Genomic DNA, 14,283 nt, shown 5'->3' on the forward strand with positions numbered 1-14,283 from the left:
GGAAATGGAAATGGCAATAGCAATTTCAATGGCAATAGCAATGGAAAATTTATAGCTATTTCAATAATTCGCCAAAATCATTTTTTTTCTTTTTCTTTTCGTTATTCTTTTCTCATTGTCATTGAAATTATTGCTTTTGAAGCATCTTTTTATATTCGTCAAAATTTGCTTTAGCTTTTTCGTCTAACTCAGGCTCTTTTATATCTGTATGTTTTTGCATTTCTTCCCAAATAATTTTAGCCACAATATAACGTGCCATTTCTTTATCGTCAGCAGGAATAATATACCAAGGAGCATTTTCCTTCGAAGTCGTATTTATTGCCTCTTCATAATACTTCATATACTCCTCCCAATGCTCACGTTCTTTTAAATCGCCTGCCGAAAATTTCCAATGATGTTCTACTTCTTCTAATCGTCGCAATAAGCGTTTGCGTTGCTCCTCTTTACTCATGTGAAAGTAAAACTTCAAAACAATCGTTCCATTTTGCGTTAAATGGTTTTCAAAATTATTAATTTGTTCAAAACGATTTTTCCAGAATTCTGGTTTAATATCATCTACCGAAAGTATTCCAGGTAAATTTTCATTCAAAATATATTCAGGATGCACCCGTGTTACCAAAACATTTTCATAATGCGTTCTATTAAAAACCGCAAATTTCCCTTTTTCTGGTAAAGCCAAATAATGCCGCCATAAATAATCATGCTCTAATTCTGTCGAATTGGGCGTTTTAAAACTATGCACCACAACTCCTCTAGGGTTAAACTCCTTAAAAACTTCCCGAATCAAACTATCTTTCCCAGAAGTGTCCATGCCTTGCAAACAAATTAGCACGCCGTATTTATTGTGAGCATACATCACATCTTGCAATGCACTGAGTTTAAGCTGCACTTTGTCTAACTTCTCCTCTTTGTCTGCATCACTAGAGTCAATAAACAAATTAGTTGGAATTTCTGAAAGGCGAATAGATTTCGTTACTTTAAAATCATCAGGATTAATAGAGTTCATAAAAAATAATTTATATTTATCACTTCAAATTTAATCATTATTTGAAGCATATTCCTGCTGTTCGCTATCTCTTTTTGTTGGCTTGATTGCTTCGTTCCTCGCAAAACCAAGCCAAAAAAAAGGATGCCGCTGCCATCAGGGCTAGGCTTTTGGTTTTCAAAATACTTTTATGGAAAAATTTACACTTGAGTTACTGTGTCAAATCATCGGAATTGGTTCGGCATCTGGACTGATCTACAAAGACAATACATTATTAGTGATAGGCGACAACAGTGGCTTTCTATACGAATATACCATAAACTCTAAAAATTTAAAACGAATTCCACTTGTTGAACAACCATTAGAAAATACGCCTAAAAAAGACAAAAATGACTTTGAAGCCATTACTTGTTTTCAAGACCAAATTTATGTTTTTGGTTCTGGATCGACTGAAAACAGAAACAAAATGATTCAAATTGATGCAACAACAAAGCAAGTGGTTAACACTACTAATCTGGAGGATTTATATCTAGCAATGCAACATTTCGGCAAAATAAAATCAGAAGATTTTAATCTAGAAGGCGCAATTTTCGATGGCGAACGTTGGTTTTTATTCAATCGTGGTAACGGAGAGAAAACTAAAAATGTTGTTTTTACGATTAACGGAAAAAACCTTAGCAATAATTATTCAATAGTTTCAACCGATTTTAAATTACCAAAAATTAAAGGTGTTCGCACTAGTTTTACTGATGCTATTTTGGTTGATGACAAAATATATTTCTTAGCATCTGCCGAAGACACCGCCTCAACCTATGATGATGGCGAAGTTCTAGGCAGCATCATTGGTAGCATAGACATCAATACTATGAAAATAGATTTTACTAAAACAATTACAAAAACCAAAAAATTGGAAGGAATTACTTTGTATCAAAAATCGGAAGACCAAATAGAATTTCTTGTTTGTGAAGATAATGATACTGAGGAATTAGTTTCTAGTATTTATAAATTGAAAATAGATATTAGTGAATAATAAAAGTTCCTTTATTTTGAAATAAAACTACTTCTCAATCTCTCTCAAGTTTTCCATCTTTTTATGAGCAAGAAAACCAGCAATATCTTCAAAATGCTCTTTGACACGTTTGTTTCCAAATTCGAAAACTTTAGTGGCCAAACCGTCCAGAAAATCACGGTCGTGAGAAACTAATATTAGTGTTCCATCAAAATCACGTAGCGCCTCTTTTATGATATCTTTAGTCTTCATATCCAAGTGATTCGAAGGTTCGTCAAGAATTAATAAATTAACTGGCTCTAATAGTAATTTAATCATTGCCAAACGCGTTTTTTCACCACCAGAAAGTACTTTTACTTTCTTAGTTACATCATCTCCATGAAACATAAATGCGCCTAAAATGTCTTTAATTTTCGTACGAACATCACCCACAGCTATATCATCTATTGTAGAAAAAATAGTTCCGTTTTCATCTAAAAGCGAGGCTTGATTTTGAGCAAAATAACCAATTTGTGCGTTATGGCCAATTTCAACACTTCCACCATTGATATCAATTTCTTTCATGATGGCTTTAATCATTGTCGATTTTCCTTCACCATTTTTTCCTACAAACGCTACTTTATCACCACGTTCAATTACAATATTAGCATCTTTAAAAATCAAATGATCTCCGTAAGATTTTTCCAAATCTTTAACAACAACAGGATATTGTCCTGAGCGAACAGCAGGTGGAAATTTTAATTTTAATGCCGATGTGTCTACCTCATCTACTTCAACAATTACCAATTTTTCTAGCATCTTAACACGAGATTGCACGGCATCTGTTTTAGAAAAAGTACCTTTGAAACGATCAATAAATGCTTGATTATCTGCAATCATTTTTTGTTGTTCGTCGTATGCTTTTTGTTGGTGCATGCGACGATCTTTTCGAAGTTCGAGATAATGAGAGTATTTGGCTTTGTAGTCGTAAATTCTTCCCATAGTGACTTCAATAGTACGATTAGTAATATTATCTACAAAGGCTCTATCGTGCGAAATGACTACCACCGCTTTCGCTGCATTAATCAAGAAATCTTCCAGCCATTGAATACTTTCAATGTCCATGTGATTCGTTGGCTCATCAAGCAAAATCAAATCGGGTTTTTGCAAAAGAATTTTGGCTAACTCAATTCGCATCCTCCAACCTCCAGAAAACTCAGATGTTTGACGTGTGAAATCCTCCCGAACAAAACCCAAACCAATTAAGATTTTTTCTACTTCAGCTTCATAATTTACTTCTTCAATGGCGTAGAATTTCTCACTCAAATCAGAAACGCGCTCAATCAATTTCATGTAAGCATCACTTTCATAATCCGTGCGAATGGTTAATTGTTCGTTGATTTCGTCAATTTCGGCTTTCATTTTAAAGATTTCACCAAAGGCTTTTGAGGCTTCTTCAACAACCGTTGCGCCGTCTTTAGTTAATAAATGCTGAGGCAAATAAGCAATAACCGCTTCTTTTGGTGCAGATATATTTCCAGTTGAAGGTTTGCTTTGTCCTGCAATAATCTTAAGAAGTGTCGATTTTCCTGCACCATTCTTGCCCATCAAGGCAATTTTATCATTTTCGTTGATGGCAAAAGAAACATCGCTAAATAAAGTGGTTCCGCCAAATTGTACGGAGATATCGTTTACTGTAATCATTTTAGATTTTTAGAATTTTAGACTTCTTAGATTTTTGAAGGCGCAAATATAGATTAATTTAATATAAATCGCCTCACCACTTCAGCAACACCATGATTATTATTTGAAGCTACAATTACATCTCCAAATTCAAGTAACCCCTTTTCGTCGCTAAGTCTGTGATTTTAGGGATACGATAAAAGGTCAGTGACCTTAATGCAAGACAATAAAGCAAATTCCTATTTGTAAAGCTTTTAGTAATACAGTCAAAGACTTAGAAACAGGGCCTCAAAGTCAGAGACTTTGCGGAGCCTTTAGTTACTCTCTATGGGAGCGGAAGTAAAAGTTTTAGAACCTAAAAGTTTGCATGAGGAAATAAAGGGGAAATTAGAGGCTACTTTGGGTTTGTATAAATAGTAATATTAGTATAATATTAATTCAAAACCTCTTCGTGTGAGACAATATAAGATAAGGCTACTTTTATAACTTCATTCAAATTCAACCCTTTTTTAGATGCTAAAAGTGCTGTTTTTTTGTGTAATTCTTGAGAAATTCTTACATTGAAAGAACCTTTAAAAACCTTGTCAGGAGCTTTATTTAAAGCCTTGCACGTTTCTAAATAATCTGTAACAGCTTCTTCAAAAGCAGTAGAAAGTTCTTCTACAGTAGTTCCTTCAAAGGTTACTAAATCATTAATACCTCGAATTTTGCCAAAAAACACTTTGTCTTCAGCAGAAAACTCTACAGTTCCTAAATATCCTTTGTATTCTAAATAATTTTTCATCATTATAAATTTAAATGTTCTATAATCAAATCTAATTGATATGCTTTCAACACTTTTTGAGGATGTGGCTCGTGCAAACTTATTATTTGTTTATTTTCATTGATAAACTTTCGTCTAGAACCGCCTGTTTTTCCTTGAGCAGTTTGTTCGTAACCATAATGTTTCAAAACTTTTACCATCTCATCCCAAGAAAAATCTTTAGGTTTTGATTTTAATTTTTCAACTAGCTTTTCTAATTTACTCATACAAAAATATTGTTTTTATTTTAATTACGCAACTAATATTTAGTTGCACAATTTATCATAGTTTTATTACCAATTATCTGTTGGATATAATTATTAATCCAAAATAAATCGCCTCACCACTTCAGCAACACCGTGATTATTATTTGAAGCTACAATTACATCTCCAAATTCAAGTAATTCAGCTTCAGCATTATCAACCCAAACGCCTAATCCTGCATATTGTATCATTGTCAAATCATTTCCTGCATTTCCAACAGCAATGATTTCGCTTTGATGAATATTTAGTTTTTTAGCCAAAATTTGAATGGCAGCTCCTTTGTCAACCCCGTTAGGAGCAGCTTCCAGAAAAAAGGGTTTCGACATGCAAACACTCAAATCGGGCATTGCCGTTTTTAGTAAAGTTTCAACACTTTTAAGAAAGCTTGGTTCTTCTAATAAAAGGCATTTTACTGCCGATGTGGTTACTGCATCTTTAAAACTTGGAACAATCACCAATTCTAACCCCGTAATTGTACTTTCGATATCAATATATTCTGAATTCCTTTCGCTGATGATTTTGCCATCTAAATAAGTGATGATGTGCGTATTGTTTTGCTGACTGAAATCGTAAATGGAATGAATTTGTTCTTTAGATAAAGCGTGTTCAAAAAGTATTTTATCCTCTTTTAAGTCGGTAATCGTTGAACCGTTGAAAGAAATCATAAAGGAATTATTGATATGACATTGCAATTCTCTAGCATATTCAATCATGGCTGATGTTGGCCTACCCGATGCTAAAACTACATAAACACCCATTTCCTGTGCTTTTAAAAGCATTTCCTTATTCTCATTTGAAATATTATGGTCATCGGTCAACAAAGTGTCGTCCATATCTACCACTAGCATTTTGTATTTCATTCTGTTTACCACTTAAAATTGTATTCTAACTTATATACTCATCCTAAACTCCTCAATAACTGGGTTCGCCTTCCCAAAATCGGTTTCTTGAATAAATAATTCAACTGCTTTTGTGTTAGTAATACTAGGTAAAACATTCGATTGATTGTTGTTTCTAATCACTATTTCTAAACCTATTGATTCCAGTTTTTGTTGTAAGGCTTGCGCTAAAATTTCGCTTCCTGAAAACACTTTCATTAATCCCATACTATTTTTGTTTAAAGTTTAAAATTGAAAAACTAATTAACCTAAGTTCTGTTACTATTGTATTTTGATTTTTTACCACATAGAAACATAGATTTTAAAAATTGTTAAAAGAAGCTTCGCTATATTTATAGACAACAAAGAACTATGTTTTAAAATTTATTTTCTGTAAAAGCTCTTATTCTATATTTCTATGTAGTTAAGAAAGTAAAAAATCTAACTGATGTTATTACTCTTCGTCTTCGTCTTCTTCTATTTCTTCATCGTCATATTCCATGTCGAATAAAAAAGGTTCTACCAACATTTTTTCAGCCAAAACTTCTATTCGCTCCGTAAGTTGCTCTGAAAAAATAATGCGTTGCGTTTTTATTATACTATTTGAAATCCGCATGATTTTAGTTTCATGACGCTGCTTCAAAATAGGATCTGCATCATCTAAAATGAAAATTTTTAATCGGTTGACATTATAACCAGCTGTGGTGAACATTTCACTTAACTTATTAGGAGTTCCAATCAAGACATCTATTCCTGTGGAAATATAATTTTTATCGTATTCCATATCGCCTTTGTCATGAACGCCATACACTCGCAAATTGGTTTCACTTCCTATATTTTCAAAAAGCATTTCCATCTCTAAAACTTTAGCTTTATCTTCTACAATGATTAATGCACGTGGCGATTCTTCTCCTTCGGCAACTAATTGCTGAATCACATTGATTACAATTGTAGTTGTTTTTCCGCTACCTTTTGGTGAAATAATGATACAATCGGCTCCGCTTTTTAAAGTAGAAAATGTTTCTTGCTGCAAATCATTGGCTTCGGTTAAACCGATTTCAATTAGTGCTTTTTGAAGATTTGAATTTATTTTTTTTAATTTCATTTTCTGATTTAGGATTTTAGATTTAGGATTTAGGATTTAAAACCAATAAAATTATATATTAACACATTCACATTTTTCATAATCCCAACTTCCACTTTTATCTAAACATTTATCTATTTGAATAAATCGAAATAATTTAAACCCGAAAAATATAATTATTATCAATAGTACAAAAAATAAAATTTTCCTCTTTCTCTTCATTCTAAATTTTTATAAATTGAATATTATTTACTGGCAAACAATTGCACATCATTTTCTGAAATTTCGTTGCCACCAAGAATAATTAATCGCTCTACTACATTTCGTAATTCTCGGATATTTCCTGTCCAATCGTATTCCTGCAATAAAGTAATAGCTTGACTAGAAAATGATTTTGGTACAATTCCTTGCTCTGTGGCTATTTTCTCAGTGAAATGTTCTATCAATAACGGAATATCGTCTCTTCTGTCATTTAATGCTGGAACTTTTATTAAAATTACTGCCAAACGATGGTATAAATCCTCTCGGAAACGACCTTCAGCAATTTCAACTTTTAAATTTTTATTGGTTGCAGCAACCACACGAACATCTACTTTTATATCTTTATCTGCTCCTACCCGAGTAATCATACTTTCTTGTAAAGCTCTCAACACTTTGGCCTGAGCCGATAAACTCATATCACCTATTTCATCTAAAAATATGGTTCCTTTGTCAGCCGCTTCAAATTTACCTGCTCGATCTCTAACCGCAGATGTAAAAGCACCTTTCACGTGTCCGAATAATTCGCTTTCAATTAGTTCAGATGGAATTGCGGCACAATTTACCTCAATCAACGGATGATTTGCTCTTTCACTTTTTTCATGCAATTGATGAGCAACAAGTTCTTTTCCTGTTCCGTTTGGTCCAGTAATTAAAACTCTAGCTTCGGTTTTAGCTACTTTTTCAATCATTAGTTTAATGTGATTGATGGCTTCGCTATCGCCGATCATTTCGTAATTTTTACTGACTTTTTTCTTGAGAATTTTGTTCTCTACAACCAATTGTTTTTTGTCTAAAGCATTACGTACTGTATTCAATAACCTATTCAAATCTGGCGGTTTCGAAATATAATCAAAAGCCCCTAGACGCATCGTTTGAATAGCCGTTTCCATATCGCCATGACCAGAAATCATAACCATTGGAATCTCAGGTTTAATTTTTTTAACAGCTTCGAGTAACTCCACTCCGTCCATTTTTGGCATTTTTATGTCGCACAAAACAAGGTCATAATCGTTGTTTTTGATTCTTTCTAAACCTTGAATTCCATCTTCTGCATCTTCAACAATATAGGTATCGCTTTCTTCCGAAAGTATTTTTGTTAATACCCTTCGGATAGCAGCTTCGTCTTCTATGATTAGTATTCTACTCATTTGTTGTTTATTCGTTTAAGTTCAGGTCCTTAATTAAGTGGCAAACTTCGTAACTGCATATTTTCCAATAAGATAAAAATTCTTGCTAAAGAAAAATGTGAATTTTGCACATTTTTCGCCATTTCTTGAACGGCTTTTATATGCAGTTTTTTTATTTGTATATGTCGGCTACATCCCGGCCGTTTTCCCTTAACCTTTCATTTGGATGTTTTATGATATAATTTTTTCTTGCAACGTTTCTTATTGAATCAAAGAATTTTTCTCCATATCTACGGTTAACTTCTTCAATCATTTCTTTTTCATAACAATTCTTACCAAATCTACCAAATACTAAACAGCTGCTAAGATAAGGCTCTGTCTTCAGATTATATTTTCTTAAAAGTGGAGCTATCTCATCAAACTCAAAGGTTGGGGCGGCAAAATAAGTAAGATTATTATTTTCAATATCTGCTATAGCCTTCTTTTTTTGACTCAAACAAGATGTGTCAATAATGATATAGTCTACTTTTTTGCCATTTATATACTCATTTTGAGAGTATTCCAAAATTTGAATTTCGTTGTAGAATATTCTATTTCCATTTTTATCTTTTGGAGCTAGATTCTTAGTTTCCTTCTGACATGAAACTAAAATAAAAATCATTAATAAGATAGTTCTATTCATCACATCTGGTTTAAAAATTCCCTATAACTGTTTATTTGTAAAATCGATTAACCAATTCATTAATATTTAAGCCATCTATACAATTCTTTCCATGTTGGTTTTTTTCCATACATCAATATACCAATTCTGTATATTTTTGAGGCAAACCATACAACAAAAAAGAAGGTTGCAAAAAGAAGCAGTACAGAAATGACTATTTGCCACAAAGGTACGCCAAACGGAATTCGCATCATCATAACAATTGGAGATGTTAATGGAATCATGGAAAATACGGTGGCAATTGTTCCGTGTGGATCATTCATGACGGTAAAAAATCCGATGTAAACACCCAAGATTAAAGGCATAATGATGGGCAAAAGAAATTGTTGCGAATCGGTTTCATTATCGACTGCTGCACCAATAGAGGCGTAGAACGAACTGTATAAAAAGTAACCTCCTACGAAATAAATAATGAATGAAATCAAAATTGTTGCAATTGGAAGATTCCATAATTCTTTAATATACATCTGAATATCACTTCCCATAGCGCTTTGTGCCGTTTTCAATGCATCCTGAGTTTGCATTCCAGACCCAGATCCCATCTGAACGCCAAAAACAGAAGAAATAATAAACATAGCCGACATTCCGAGAATTGCCCAAATTAAAAACTGCAAAATTCCTGCTAATGATGTGCCAATAATTTTACCCATCATTAATTGGAATGGTTTTACCGATGAAATAATAATCTCAATAATTCGAGAAGTTTTTTCTTCAATAACACTTCTCATGACCATATTTCCATAAATAATGATGAACATCATGATAAGATATCCAAAGGCACCACCAATTCCGATTTTGATTTCGTTTAATCCTTTAAGCGCAGTTTCGCCAGAGGATTTGTTCAGTTTTATAGTAACATCGGCTTTAGCTTGATTAATTTTTAAAGTGTCTAAACCCTCTTTTTGAAAATTTTCAGCAGTTATTTTTTTTGCAATAGTTTGTTCTAACCCTTCAATAAATAGTACTCCAGGACTGTCATTTGAAATATATTGAATATTTTTTTGTAAAGAAACAGAATTGGTATCATTTGGAATTACTAAAAGTCCTTCGTAACTATCATTCATGATGCTGTCTTTTAGAATTTTGACATCCAAAACCGACAAGTCCAGATACCTATATTGCTCATCGTTTTTAAACTCTTTGACAAACTTTCCAATAGGATCGTGAATGGCGATGGTTTTTAGATCAGCTTTCATAGTACTTAAATAGCCGACGAAAGCACCAATTCCGACAAATAGTAACGGACTTAAAAAAGTCATTACAATGAATGATTTATTGCGAACTTTGGCAATAAATTCTCTTTTTATGATTAGTAATAATTTACTCATTATTCACTTACTGTTTTAATGAAAATATCGTTTACGCTTGGGATTTTCTCCATAAAATGAGTGACTTGCCCACGTTGAATTAACGTATTCAACAACTCATTTGGTGTTGCGGTTCCAAGGTTTATTTCTAATTTTAATTCGTCATTTAACGACTTGAAATCGGTTTGAGAAAGGGTGAATTTTTGTGACAAATCGTACATCAACCCTTCAATATTGTCACTTAAAATCCCAACTTCATAGCTGTTGGTTCGGAATTGTTTTTTTACATCTGTCAATTTACCTTCAATCAACTTATTCGATTTATGGATTAATGCAATATGGTCGCACATTTCTTCCACGCTTTCCATTCGATGTGTCGAAAAAATTACAGAAGTGCCTTGTTTGTTCAATTTGATAATTTCATCTTTTATCAAATTAGCATTTACTGGGTCAAATCCAGAAAATGGTTCATCAAGAATAAGCAATTTAGGTTTGTGTAAAACAGTAACCACAAACTGAATTTTTTGTGCCATTCCTTTAGAAAGTTCCTGAATTTTTTTATCCCACCAACCTTGAATTCCTAGTCTGTCAAACCAATAATCCAATTGTGTTTTAGCATCATGTTTTGACAATCCTTTGAGTTGTGCCAAATACAAACATTGCTCCCCAACTTTCATTGATTTATACAAACCCCGCTCTTCTGGCATGTACCCAATATATATAACATCTTGTGGTTTTAGAATTGCTCCATCAAGAATGATTTCACCACTATCAGGTAAAGTGATTTGATTGATAATTCTGATTAGAGATGTTTTTCCTGCTCCATTAGGACCGAGAAGTCCATAAATACTTCCTTGAGGAACGGTAAGGGAAACTTCGTTAAGAGCAACGTAGTCACCATATTTCTTGAGGACATTGTTAACTTCAAGTATATTACTCATATATTTAATTGAATTTCAGCATCAATTTCAATAACAATTTTAATGACAAATTTAATTTGGAATATTAATTGGAATTGATTTTAGATATTGAGATTGTTATTGCTTTTACAATGCGTAAAAGTACGTAAATTAGTAGTGATTTGTAAAAAATAGTTACAAAAAACCCACCCTAATTTTTACACAAGGATGGGAAAAAAATTGCTTTGAAAAATTTACTAGTTACCTAGTAAAAACTCAAATATAACTATATCATTTAAATTATGAGAACATATCTTTTACTTTCTCAAAGAAGGATTTATCTGTTTTTTCTGGATGAGGAACAAAATTCTCATCTGAAAGATTGCTCTCGAAAAATTGTTTTTGATCTTTATTGAGCGTTTTGGGAGTCCAAACATTTACATGTACTAATAAATCGCCATTTCCGTAACCATTTATATTTGGAATTCCTTTTCCTTTTAATCGTAAGATTTTACCGGATTGGATTCCTTCTTCTAATTTTATTCTCACTTTTCCGTTTACGGCTTCTATGTCTTTTGAAATTCCTAGAACAGCTTCAGAGAAACTAATGTATAAATCGTAATGTAAATTCTCACCTTCACGTTTTAAGAATTCGTGTTCTAACTCTTCAATAGCGACTATCAAATCACCAGGAATACCATTTCCAGGAGCATCATTTCCTTTGTTAGACACTTTAAGTTGCATCCCATCAACCACGCCGGATGGAATTTTTATAGAAACGGTTTCTTCTTCTAAAAGCATTCCTTGAGAGTCAGCATTTGCGGGTTTTTTATCCAATATTTGTCCTGATCCACCACAGGTAGGACATGTTGATGCTGATTGCATACGACCTAAAATCGTATTTGTTACTCGCATTACTTGACCCTGACCGTTACAGGTAGAACATGTTTTATAAGAAACGCCTTGAGCTTGAACTTTTCTTTTAACTTTTACTTTTTTCTCGACACCATTAGCAATTTCCTCTAAAGTTAGTTTCACTTTTATACGAAGGTTACTTCCTTTCATTCTTCGTTGGCCACCGCCTCCGCCAAATCCGCCTCCGCCAAAAGCACCTCCAAATATATCTCCAAATTGACTGAAGATATCATCCATATTCATACCGCCACCACTGTAACCTCCACCTCCACCATTCTCAAATGCTTGATGTCCGTACTGGTCGTATTTGGCTTTTTTTTGAGGATCACTTAAAATTTCATAAGCTTCGGCTGCTGCTTTAAAACTTTCTTCAGCAGCTGCATTTCCTGGGTTTTTGTCAGGATGAAATTCGATAGCCTTTTTTCGGTAGGCTTTTTTAATTTCAGCTTCGGTAGCATTTTTAGTAATACCTAATATTTCGTAAAAATCTTTTTTCATGTTGTAAATTATAATGAGAACAGTCTAAAATTGTTCTAAAAATTGAACTGTTATTGTCCGATAACCACTTTTGGAAAACGGATGATTTTGTCGCCCAACTTATATCCTTTTTCTAAAACGTCTACAATTTTTCCTTTGAAATTAGGTGATGGCGCAGGAATTTGTGTAATAGCTTCAGCAAAATCGGCATTAAATATATCTCCAGCTTTTATTTCAACCTCCTCTAATCCTTTAGAATTTAAAGTATTTTTTAATTTTTCATGAATAAGCTCTACACCTTTCAATAAAACGTCATCCTCTGATTTTTTGATTTCTGCTAAAGCTCTATCAAAATCATCCATTACAGGCAACATGGCTTGTAATACTTCTTGGTTGGCAGTTTTAAATAAATCTAAACGTTCTTTGGCAGTTCGTCTTTTATAATTTTCAAATTCAGCAAAAAGTCTCAAAAATTTGTCTTTTTCTTTAGCTAAATCTTGCGCTAACTGCTCTTCTAGGGGCAATTCTTCAACTATAAGTTGCTCTCCGTTGGCGTTCATTTCTAATGTAGCATCGTCTATTTCCTGATCTTGTTCTGTATTTTCAGTGGTCATTTTGCTTTTATTTTTGAATATATTTTTGAATTTCATTTTTTTCTTAATAACAAAATTACTGCCATTTCTTATAAAATGCCAAATTGTCACTGTTTTGCTCTGAAAATAATAGCTTTAAAACTCAGAAAAAAAATTAAATTTTAATAAAATTTTATGACTATTTCGATTTCGTTTGTATTAAATTTGTACAAGTAAATAATTTTTTACTACCGATTGAATCTTAAGGTTAGCGTTAAGCTTCTAAATATTATTAATTCACATTGCTTATATAAAAAAGCTCCGTTAAAAGTAAACGGAGCTTTTTTTATGATAATATATTTATCAGCGCTTTTTCTGCGGTTGGAAATTGAAATTCAAAACCCCGATCAATAGCTTTTTGAGCACTTAAATTTTTATTGGTAAATAATAATTCATGCATTTCGCCTAATATCAATCTCATTACAAATTTTGGAATGTTTGGCATGAATAATGGCTTCTCTAAAATAGTTGCTATTGTTTTGGTTAATCCTGCATTTGTTATAGGATGAGGTGCAACTGCATTATAAACTCCTTCCCAAGAATTATTCACTGCAAAAAAATACATTGACGCCAAATCGTGAATGTGAATCCAAGATTGCATTTGTTTTCCGTCCCCAAAAGAAGAACCAATACCCAGTTTTATAGGTTTTAGCATTTCTTGCAAAGCCCCCCCCTTTTTAGACAAAACAATACCCGTTCTGAGTTTACAAACTTTTATTCCTAAGCTTTTAAATTTATCGACACTTTCTTCCCATTTTATAACAACATTTCCTAAAAACCCATCTTCGATTTCAGTTGAAGTTTCAGAGTAAATTTTAGTTGAACTATTTGGATAAATTGCAGTTCCTGATGCTGAAATTATTTGTTTTACTTGATTAGGATTTTCTTTAAGAGCTTTGTATAAAGCATTTGAAGTAAAGATTCTACTTTCAATAATCTCTTGTTTATATAACTTGGTCCATCGCTTTGCTATAGTAGCTCCGGCTAAATGAATGATTGCATCAACTCCCATGAGGCAATTTTCATCAATAATTCCTTGCTCTGGATTCCAGAAAAAGCCTTTATAATTAAGTTGACTTTCAATTTTGTGCTTTGATGTAGTTAGATAGTGAACAGAAATTCCGTTTTGTAGTAACAACGCAACAAGTTCAGTTCCAATTAGACCTGTAGCACCTGTGATTAAAATTCGCATGTTTTTATTACAAATTTAACATTCCTAATTTAAATGGTGAACTAAATTAGGTTCGATTTAACGATTGT

Annotated in this window: 16 protein-coding genes; 2 read left to right on the forward strand and 14 right to left on the reverse strand. The window is 32.7% G+C overall.

Going from position 1 to position 14,283, the window contains the following annotated elements; genetic code table 11:
- Positions 1 to 127: 127 nt before the first annotated feature.
- Positions 128 to 1,006 carry a PPK2 family polyphosphate kinase gene (locus tag ACFQ0S_RS00870; protein WP_379755428.1) on the reverse strand — a complete coding sequence of 293 codons (879 nt, stop codon included), beginning with the start codon at positions 1,004 to 1,006 and terminating at the stop codon, positions 128 to 130.
- Positions 1,007 to 1,175: 169 nt separating this feature from the next.
- On the opposite strand from ACFQ0S_RS00870, the gene ACFQ0S_RS00875 reads away from it, so the two are divergent.
- Positions 1,176 to 2,015, forward strand: coding sequence for a DUF6929 family protein (locus ACFQ0S_RS00875; RefSeq protein ID WP_379755425.1), 840 nt, complete (start codon positions 1,176 to 1,178; stop codon positions 2,013 to 2,015).
- 27 nt (positions 2,016 to 2,042) lie between these two features.
- Here ACFQ0S_RS00875 and ACFQ0S_RS00880 read toward each other — a convergent pair whose 3' ends face one another.
- Positions 2,043 to 3,677 carry an ABC-F family ATP-binding cassette domain-containing protein gene (locus ACFQ0S_RS00880; protein WP_379755422.1) on the reverse strand — a complete coding sequence of 545 codons (1,635 nt, stop codon included), beginning with the start codon at positions 3,675 to 3,677 and terminating at the stop codon, positions 2,043 to 2,045.
- Positions 3,678 to 3,983: 306 nt separating this feature from the next.
- Between ACFQ0S_RS00880 and ACFQ0S_RS13440 the strand changes: the two genes are divergently transcribed.
- Positions 3,984 to 4,073, forward strand: a complete 90-nt coding sequence (locus ACFQ0S_RS13440) for a hypothetical protein (protein WP_449267401.1) — start codon at positions 3,984 to 3,986, stop codon at positions 4,071 to 4,073.
- 16 nt (positions 4,074 to 4,089) lie between these two features.
- On the opposite strand, the gene ACFQ0S_RS00885 is transcribed toward ACFQ0S_RS13440, so the two are convergent.
- From ACFQ0S_RS00885 to ACFQ0S_RS00940, 12 genes are all read right to left on the reverse strand, one after another.
- Entirely contained in the window at positions 4,090 to 4,440 is a 351-nt protein-coding gene (locus ACFQ0S_RS00885; RefSeq protein ID WP_379755419.1) for a type II toxin-antitoxin system HicB family antitoxin, read from the reverse strand.
- Positions 4,441 to 4,442: 2 nt separating this feature from the next.
- Positions 4,443 to 4,685, reverse strand: a complete 243-nt coding sequence (locus ACFQ0S_RS00890) for a type II toxin-antitoxin system HicA family toxin (protein ID WP_379755416.1) — start codon at positions 4,683 to 4,685, stop codon at positions 4,443 to 4,445.
- Positions 4,686 to 4,778: 93 nt separating this feature from the next.
- Positions 4,779 to 5,582, reverse strand: a complete 804-nt coding sequence (locus ACFQ0S_RS00895; RefSeq protein WP_379755413.1) for a Cof-type HAD-IIB family hydrolase — start codon at positions 5,580 to 5,582, stop codon at positions 4,779 to 4,781.
- Positions 5,583 to 5,612: 30 nt separating this feature from the next.
- The gene (locus ACFQ0S_RS00900; protein WP_379755410.1) at positions 5,613 to 5,828 is read right to left on the reverse strand and encodes a putative signal transducing protein; all 216 of its coding nucleotides are present in this window, start codon (positions 5,826 to 5,828) and stop codon (positions 5,613 to 5,615) included.
- A gap of 226 nt (positions 5,829 to 6,054) precedes the next feature.
- Positions 6,055 to 6,705, reverse strand: a complete 651-nt coding sequence (locus ACFQ0S_RS00905) for a DEAD/DEAH box helicase (RefSeq protein WP_379755407.1) — start codon at positions 6,703 to 6,705, stop codon at positions 6,055 to 6,057.
- A gap of 224 nt (positions 6,706 to 6,929) precedes the next feature.
- Positions 6,930 to 8,093 carry a sigma-54-dependent transcriptional regulator gene (locus ACFQ0S_RS00910; RefSeq protein ID WP_379755404.1) on the reverse strand — a complete coding sequence of 388 codons (1,164 nt, stop codon included), beginning with the start codon at positions 8,091 to 8,093 and terminating at the stop codon, positions 6,930 to 6,932.
- Between the two features lie 151 nt (positions 8,094 to 8,244).
- On the reverse strand, positions 8,245 to 8,754 hold the full coding sequence (locus ACFQ0S_RS00915; protein ID WP_379755401.1) for a hypothetical protein: 510 nt from the start codon (positions 8,752 to 8,754) through the stop codon (positions 8,245 to 8,247).
- Between the two features lie 59 nt (positions 8,755 to 8,813).
- Positions 8,814 to 10,121 carry an ABC transporter permease gene (locus ACFQ0S_RS00920; protein WP_379755398.1) on the reverse strand — a complete coding sequence of 436 codons (1,308 nt, stop codon included), beginning with the start codon at positions 10,119 to 10,121 and terminating at the stop codon, positions 8,814 to 8,816.
- Positions 10,121 to 11,041, reverse strand: coding sequence for an ABC transporter ATP-binding protein (locus ACFQ0S_RS00925; RefSeq protein WP_379755395.1), 921 nt, complete (start codon positions 11,039 to 11,041; stop codon positions 10,121 to 10,123). The genes ACFQ0S_RS00920 and ACFQ0S_RS00925 overlap by 1 nt, the downstream gene beginning before the upstream one ends.
- 258 nt (positions 11,042 to 11,299) lie before the next feature.
- Complete coding sequence (gene dnaJ, locus ACFQ0S_RS00930) at positions 11,300 to 12,412, reverse strand: molecular chaperone DnaJ (RefSeq protein WP_379755392.1); 1,113 nt, start codon at positions 12,410 to 12,412, stop codon at positions 11,300 to 11,302.
- A 50-nt stretch (positions 12,413 to 12,462) separates the two neighbouring features.
- Positions 12,463 to 13,041, reverse strand: coding sequence for a nucleotide exchange factor GrpE (locus tag ACFQ0S_RS00935; protein WP_379755389.1), 579 nt, complete (start codon positions 13,039 to 13,041; stop codon positions 12,463 to 12,465).
- Between the two features lie 268 nt (positions 13,042 to 13,309).
- Positions 13,310 to 14,215 (reverse strand): TIGR01777 family oxidoreductase, encoded by a 906-nt coding sequence (locus ACFQ0S_RS00940; protein WP_379755386.1) that lies wholly within the window; start codon positions 14,213 to 14,215, stop codon positions 13,310 to 13,312.
- Positions 14,216 to 14,283 lie beyond the last annotated feature (68 nt).

Origin of the sequence: Flavobacterium myungsuense (genome assembly GCF_042677265.1) — a bacterium.
Taxonomy (GTDB): Bacteria; Bacteroidota; Bacteroidia; order Flavobacteriales; family Flavobacteriaceae; genus Flavobacterium; species Flavobacterium myungsuense.

Coding starts and splice junctions, on each gene's coding strand:
- ACFQ0S_RS00870 (WP_379755428.1), bottom strand. CDS start 1,006: ATGAACTCTATTAATCCTGATGATTTTAAAGTAACGAAATCTATTCGC.
- ACFQ0S_RS00875 (WP_379755425.1), top strand. CDS start 1,176: ATGGAAAAATTTACACTTGAGTTACTGTGTCAAATCATCGGAATTGGT.
- ACFQ0S_RS00880 (WP_379755422.1), bottom strand. CDS start 3,677: ATGATTACAGTAAACGATATCTCCGTACAATTTGGCGGAACCACTTTA.
- ACFQ0S_RS13440 (WP_449267401.1), top strand. CDS start 3,984: ATGGGAGCGGAAGTAAAAGTTTTAGAACCTAAAAGTTTGCATGAGGAA.
- ACFQ0S_RS00885 (WP_379755419.1), bottom strand. CDS start 4,440: ATGAAAAATTATTTAGAATACAAAGGATATTTAGGAACTGTAGAGTTT.
- ACFQ0S_RS00890 (WP_379755416.1), bottom strand. CDS start 4,685: ATGAGTAAATTAGAAAAGCTAGTTGAAAAATTAAAATCAAAACCTAAA.
- ACFQ0S_RS00895 (WP_379755413.1), bottom strand. CDS start 5,582: ATGAAATACAAAATGCTAGTGGTAGATATGGACGACACTTTGTTGACC.
- ACFQ0S_RS00900 (WP_379755410.1), bottom strand. CDS start 5,828: ATGGGATTAATGAAAGTGTTTTCAGGAAGCGAAATTTTAGCGCAAGCC.
- ACFQ0S_RS00905 (WP_379755407.1), bottom strand. CDS start 6,705: ATGAAATTAAAAAAAATAAATTCAAATCTTCAAAAAGCACTAATTGAA.
- ACFQ0S_RS00910 (WP_379755404.1), bottom strand. CDS start 8,093: ATGAGTAGAATACTAATCATAGAAGACGAAGCTGCTATCCGAAGGGTA.
- ACFQ0S_RS00915 (WP_379755401.1), bottom strand. CDS start 8,754: ATGAATAGAACTATCTTATTAATGATTTTTATTTTAGTTTCATGTCAG.
- ACFQ0S_RS00920 (WP_379755398.1), bottom strand. CDS start 10,121: ATGAGTAAATTATTACTAATCATAAAAAGAGAATTTATTGCCAAAGTT.
- ACFQ0S_RS00925 (WP_379755395.1), bottom strand. CDS start 11,041: ATGAGTAATATACTTGAAGTTAACAATGTCCTCAAGAAATATGGTGAC.
- dnaJ (WP_379755392.1), bottom strand. CDS start 12,412: ATGAAAAAAGATTTTTACGAAATATTAGGTATTACTAAAAATGCTACC.
- ACFQ0S_RS00935 (WP_379755389.1), bottom strand. CDS start 13,041: ATGAAATTCAAAAATATATTCAAAAATAAAAGCAAAATGACCACTGAA.
- ACFQ0S_RS00940 (WP_379755386.1), bottom strand. CDS start 14,215: ATGCGAATTTTAATCACAGGTGCTACAGGTCTAATTGGAACTGAACTT.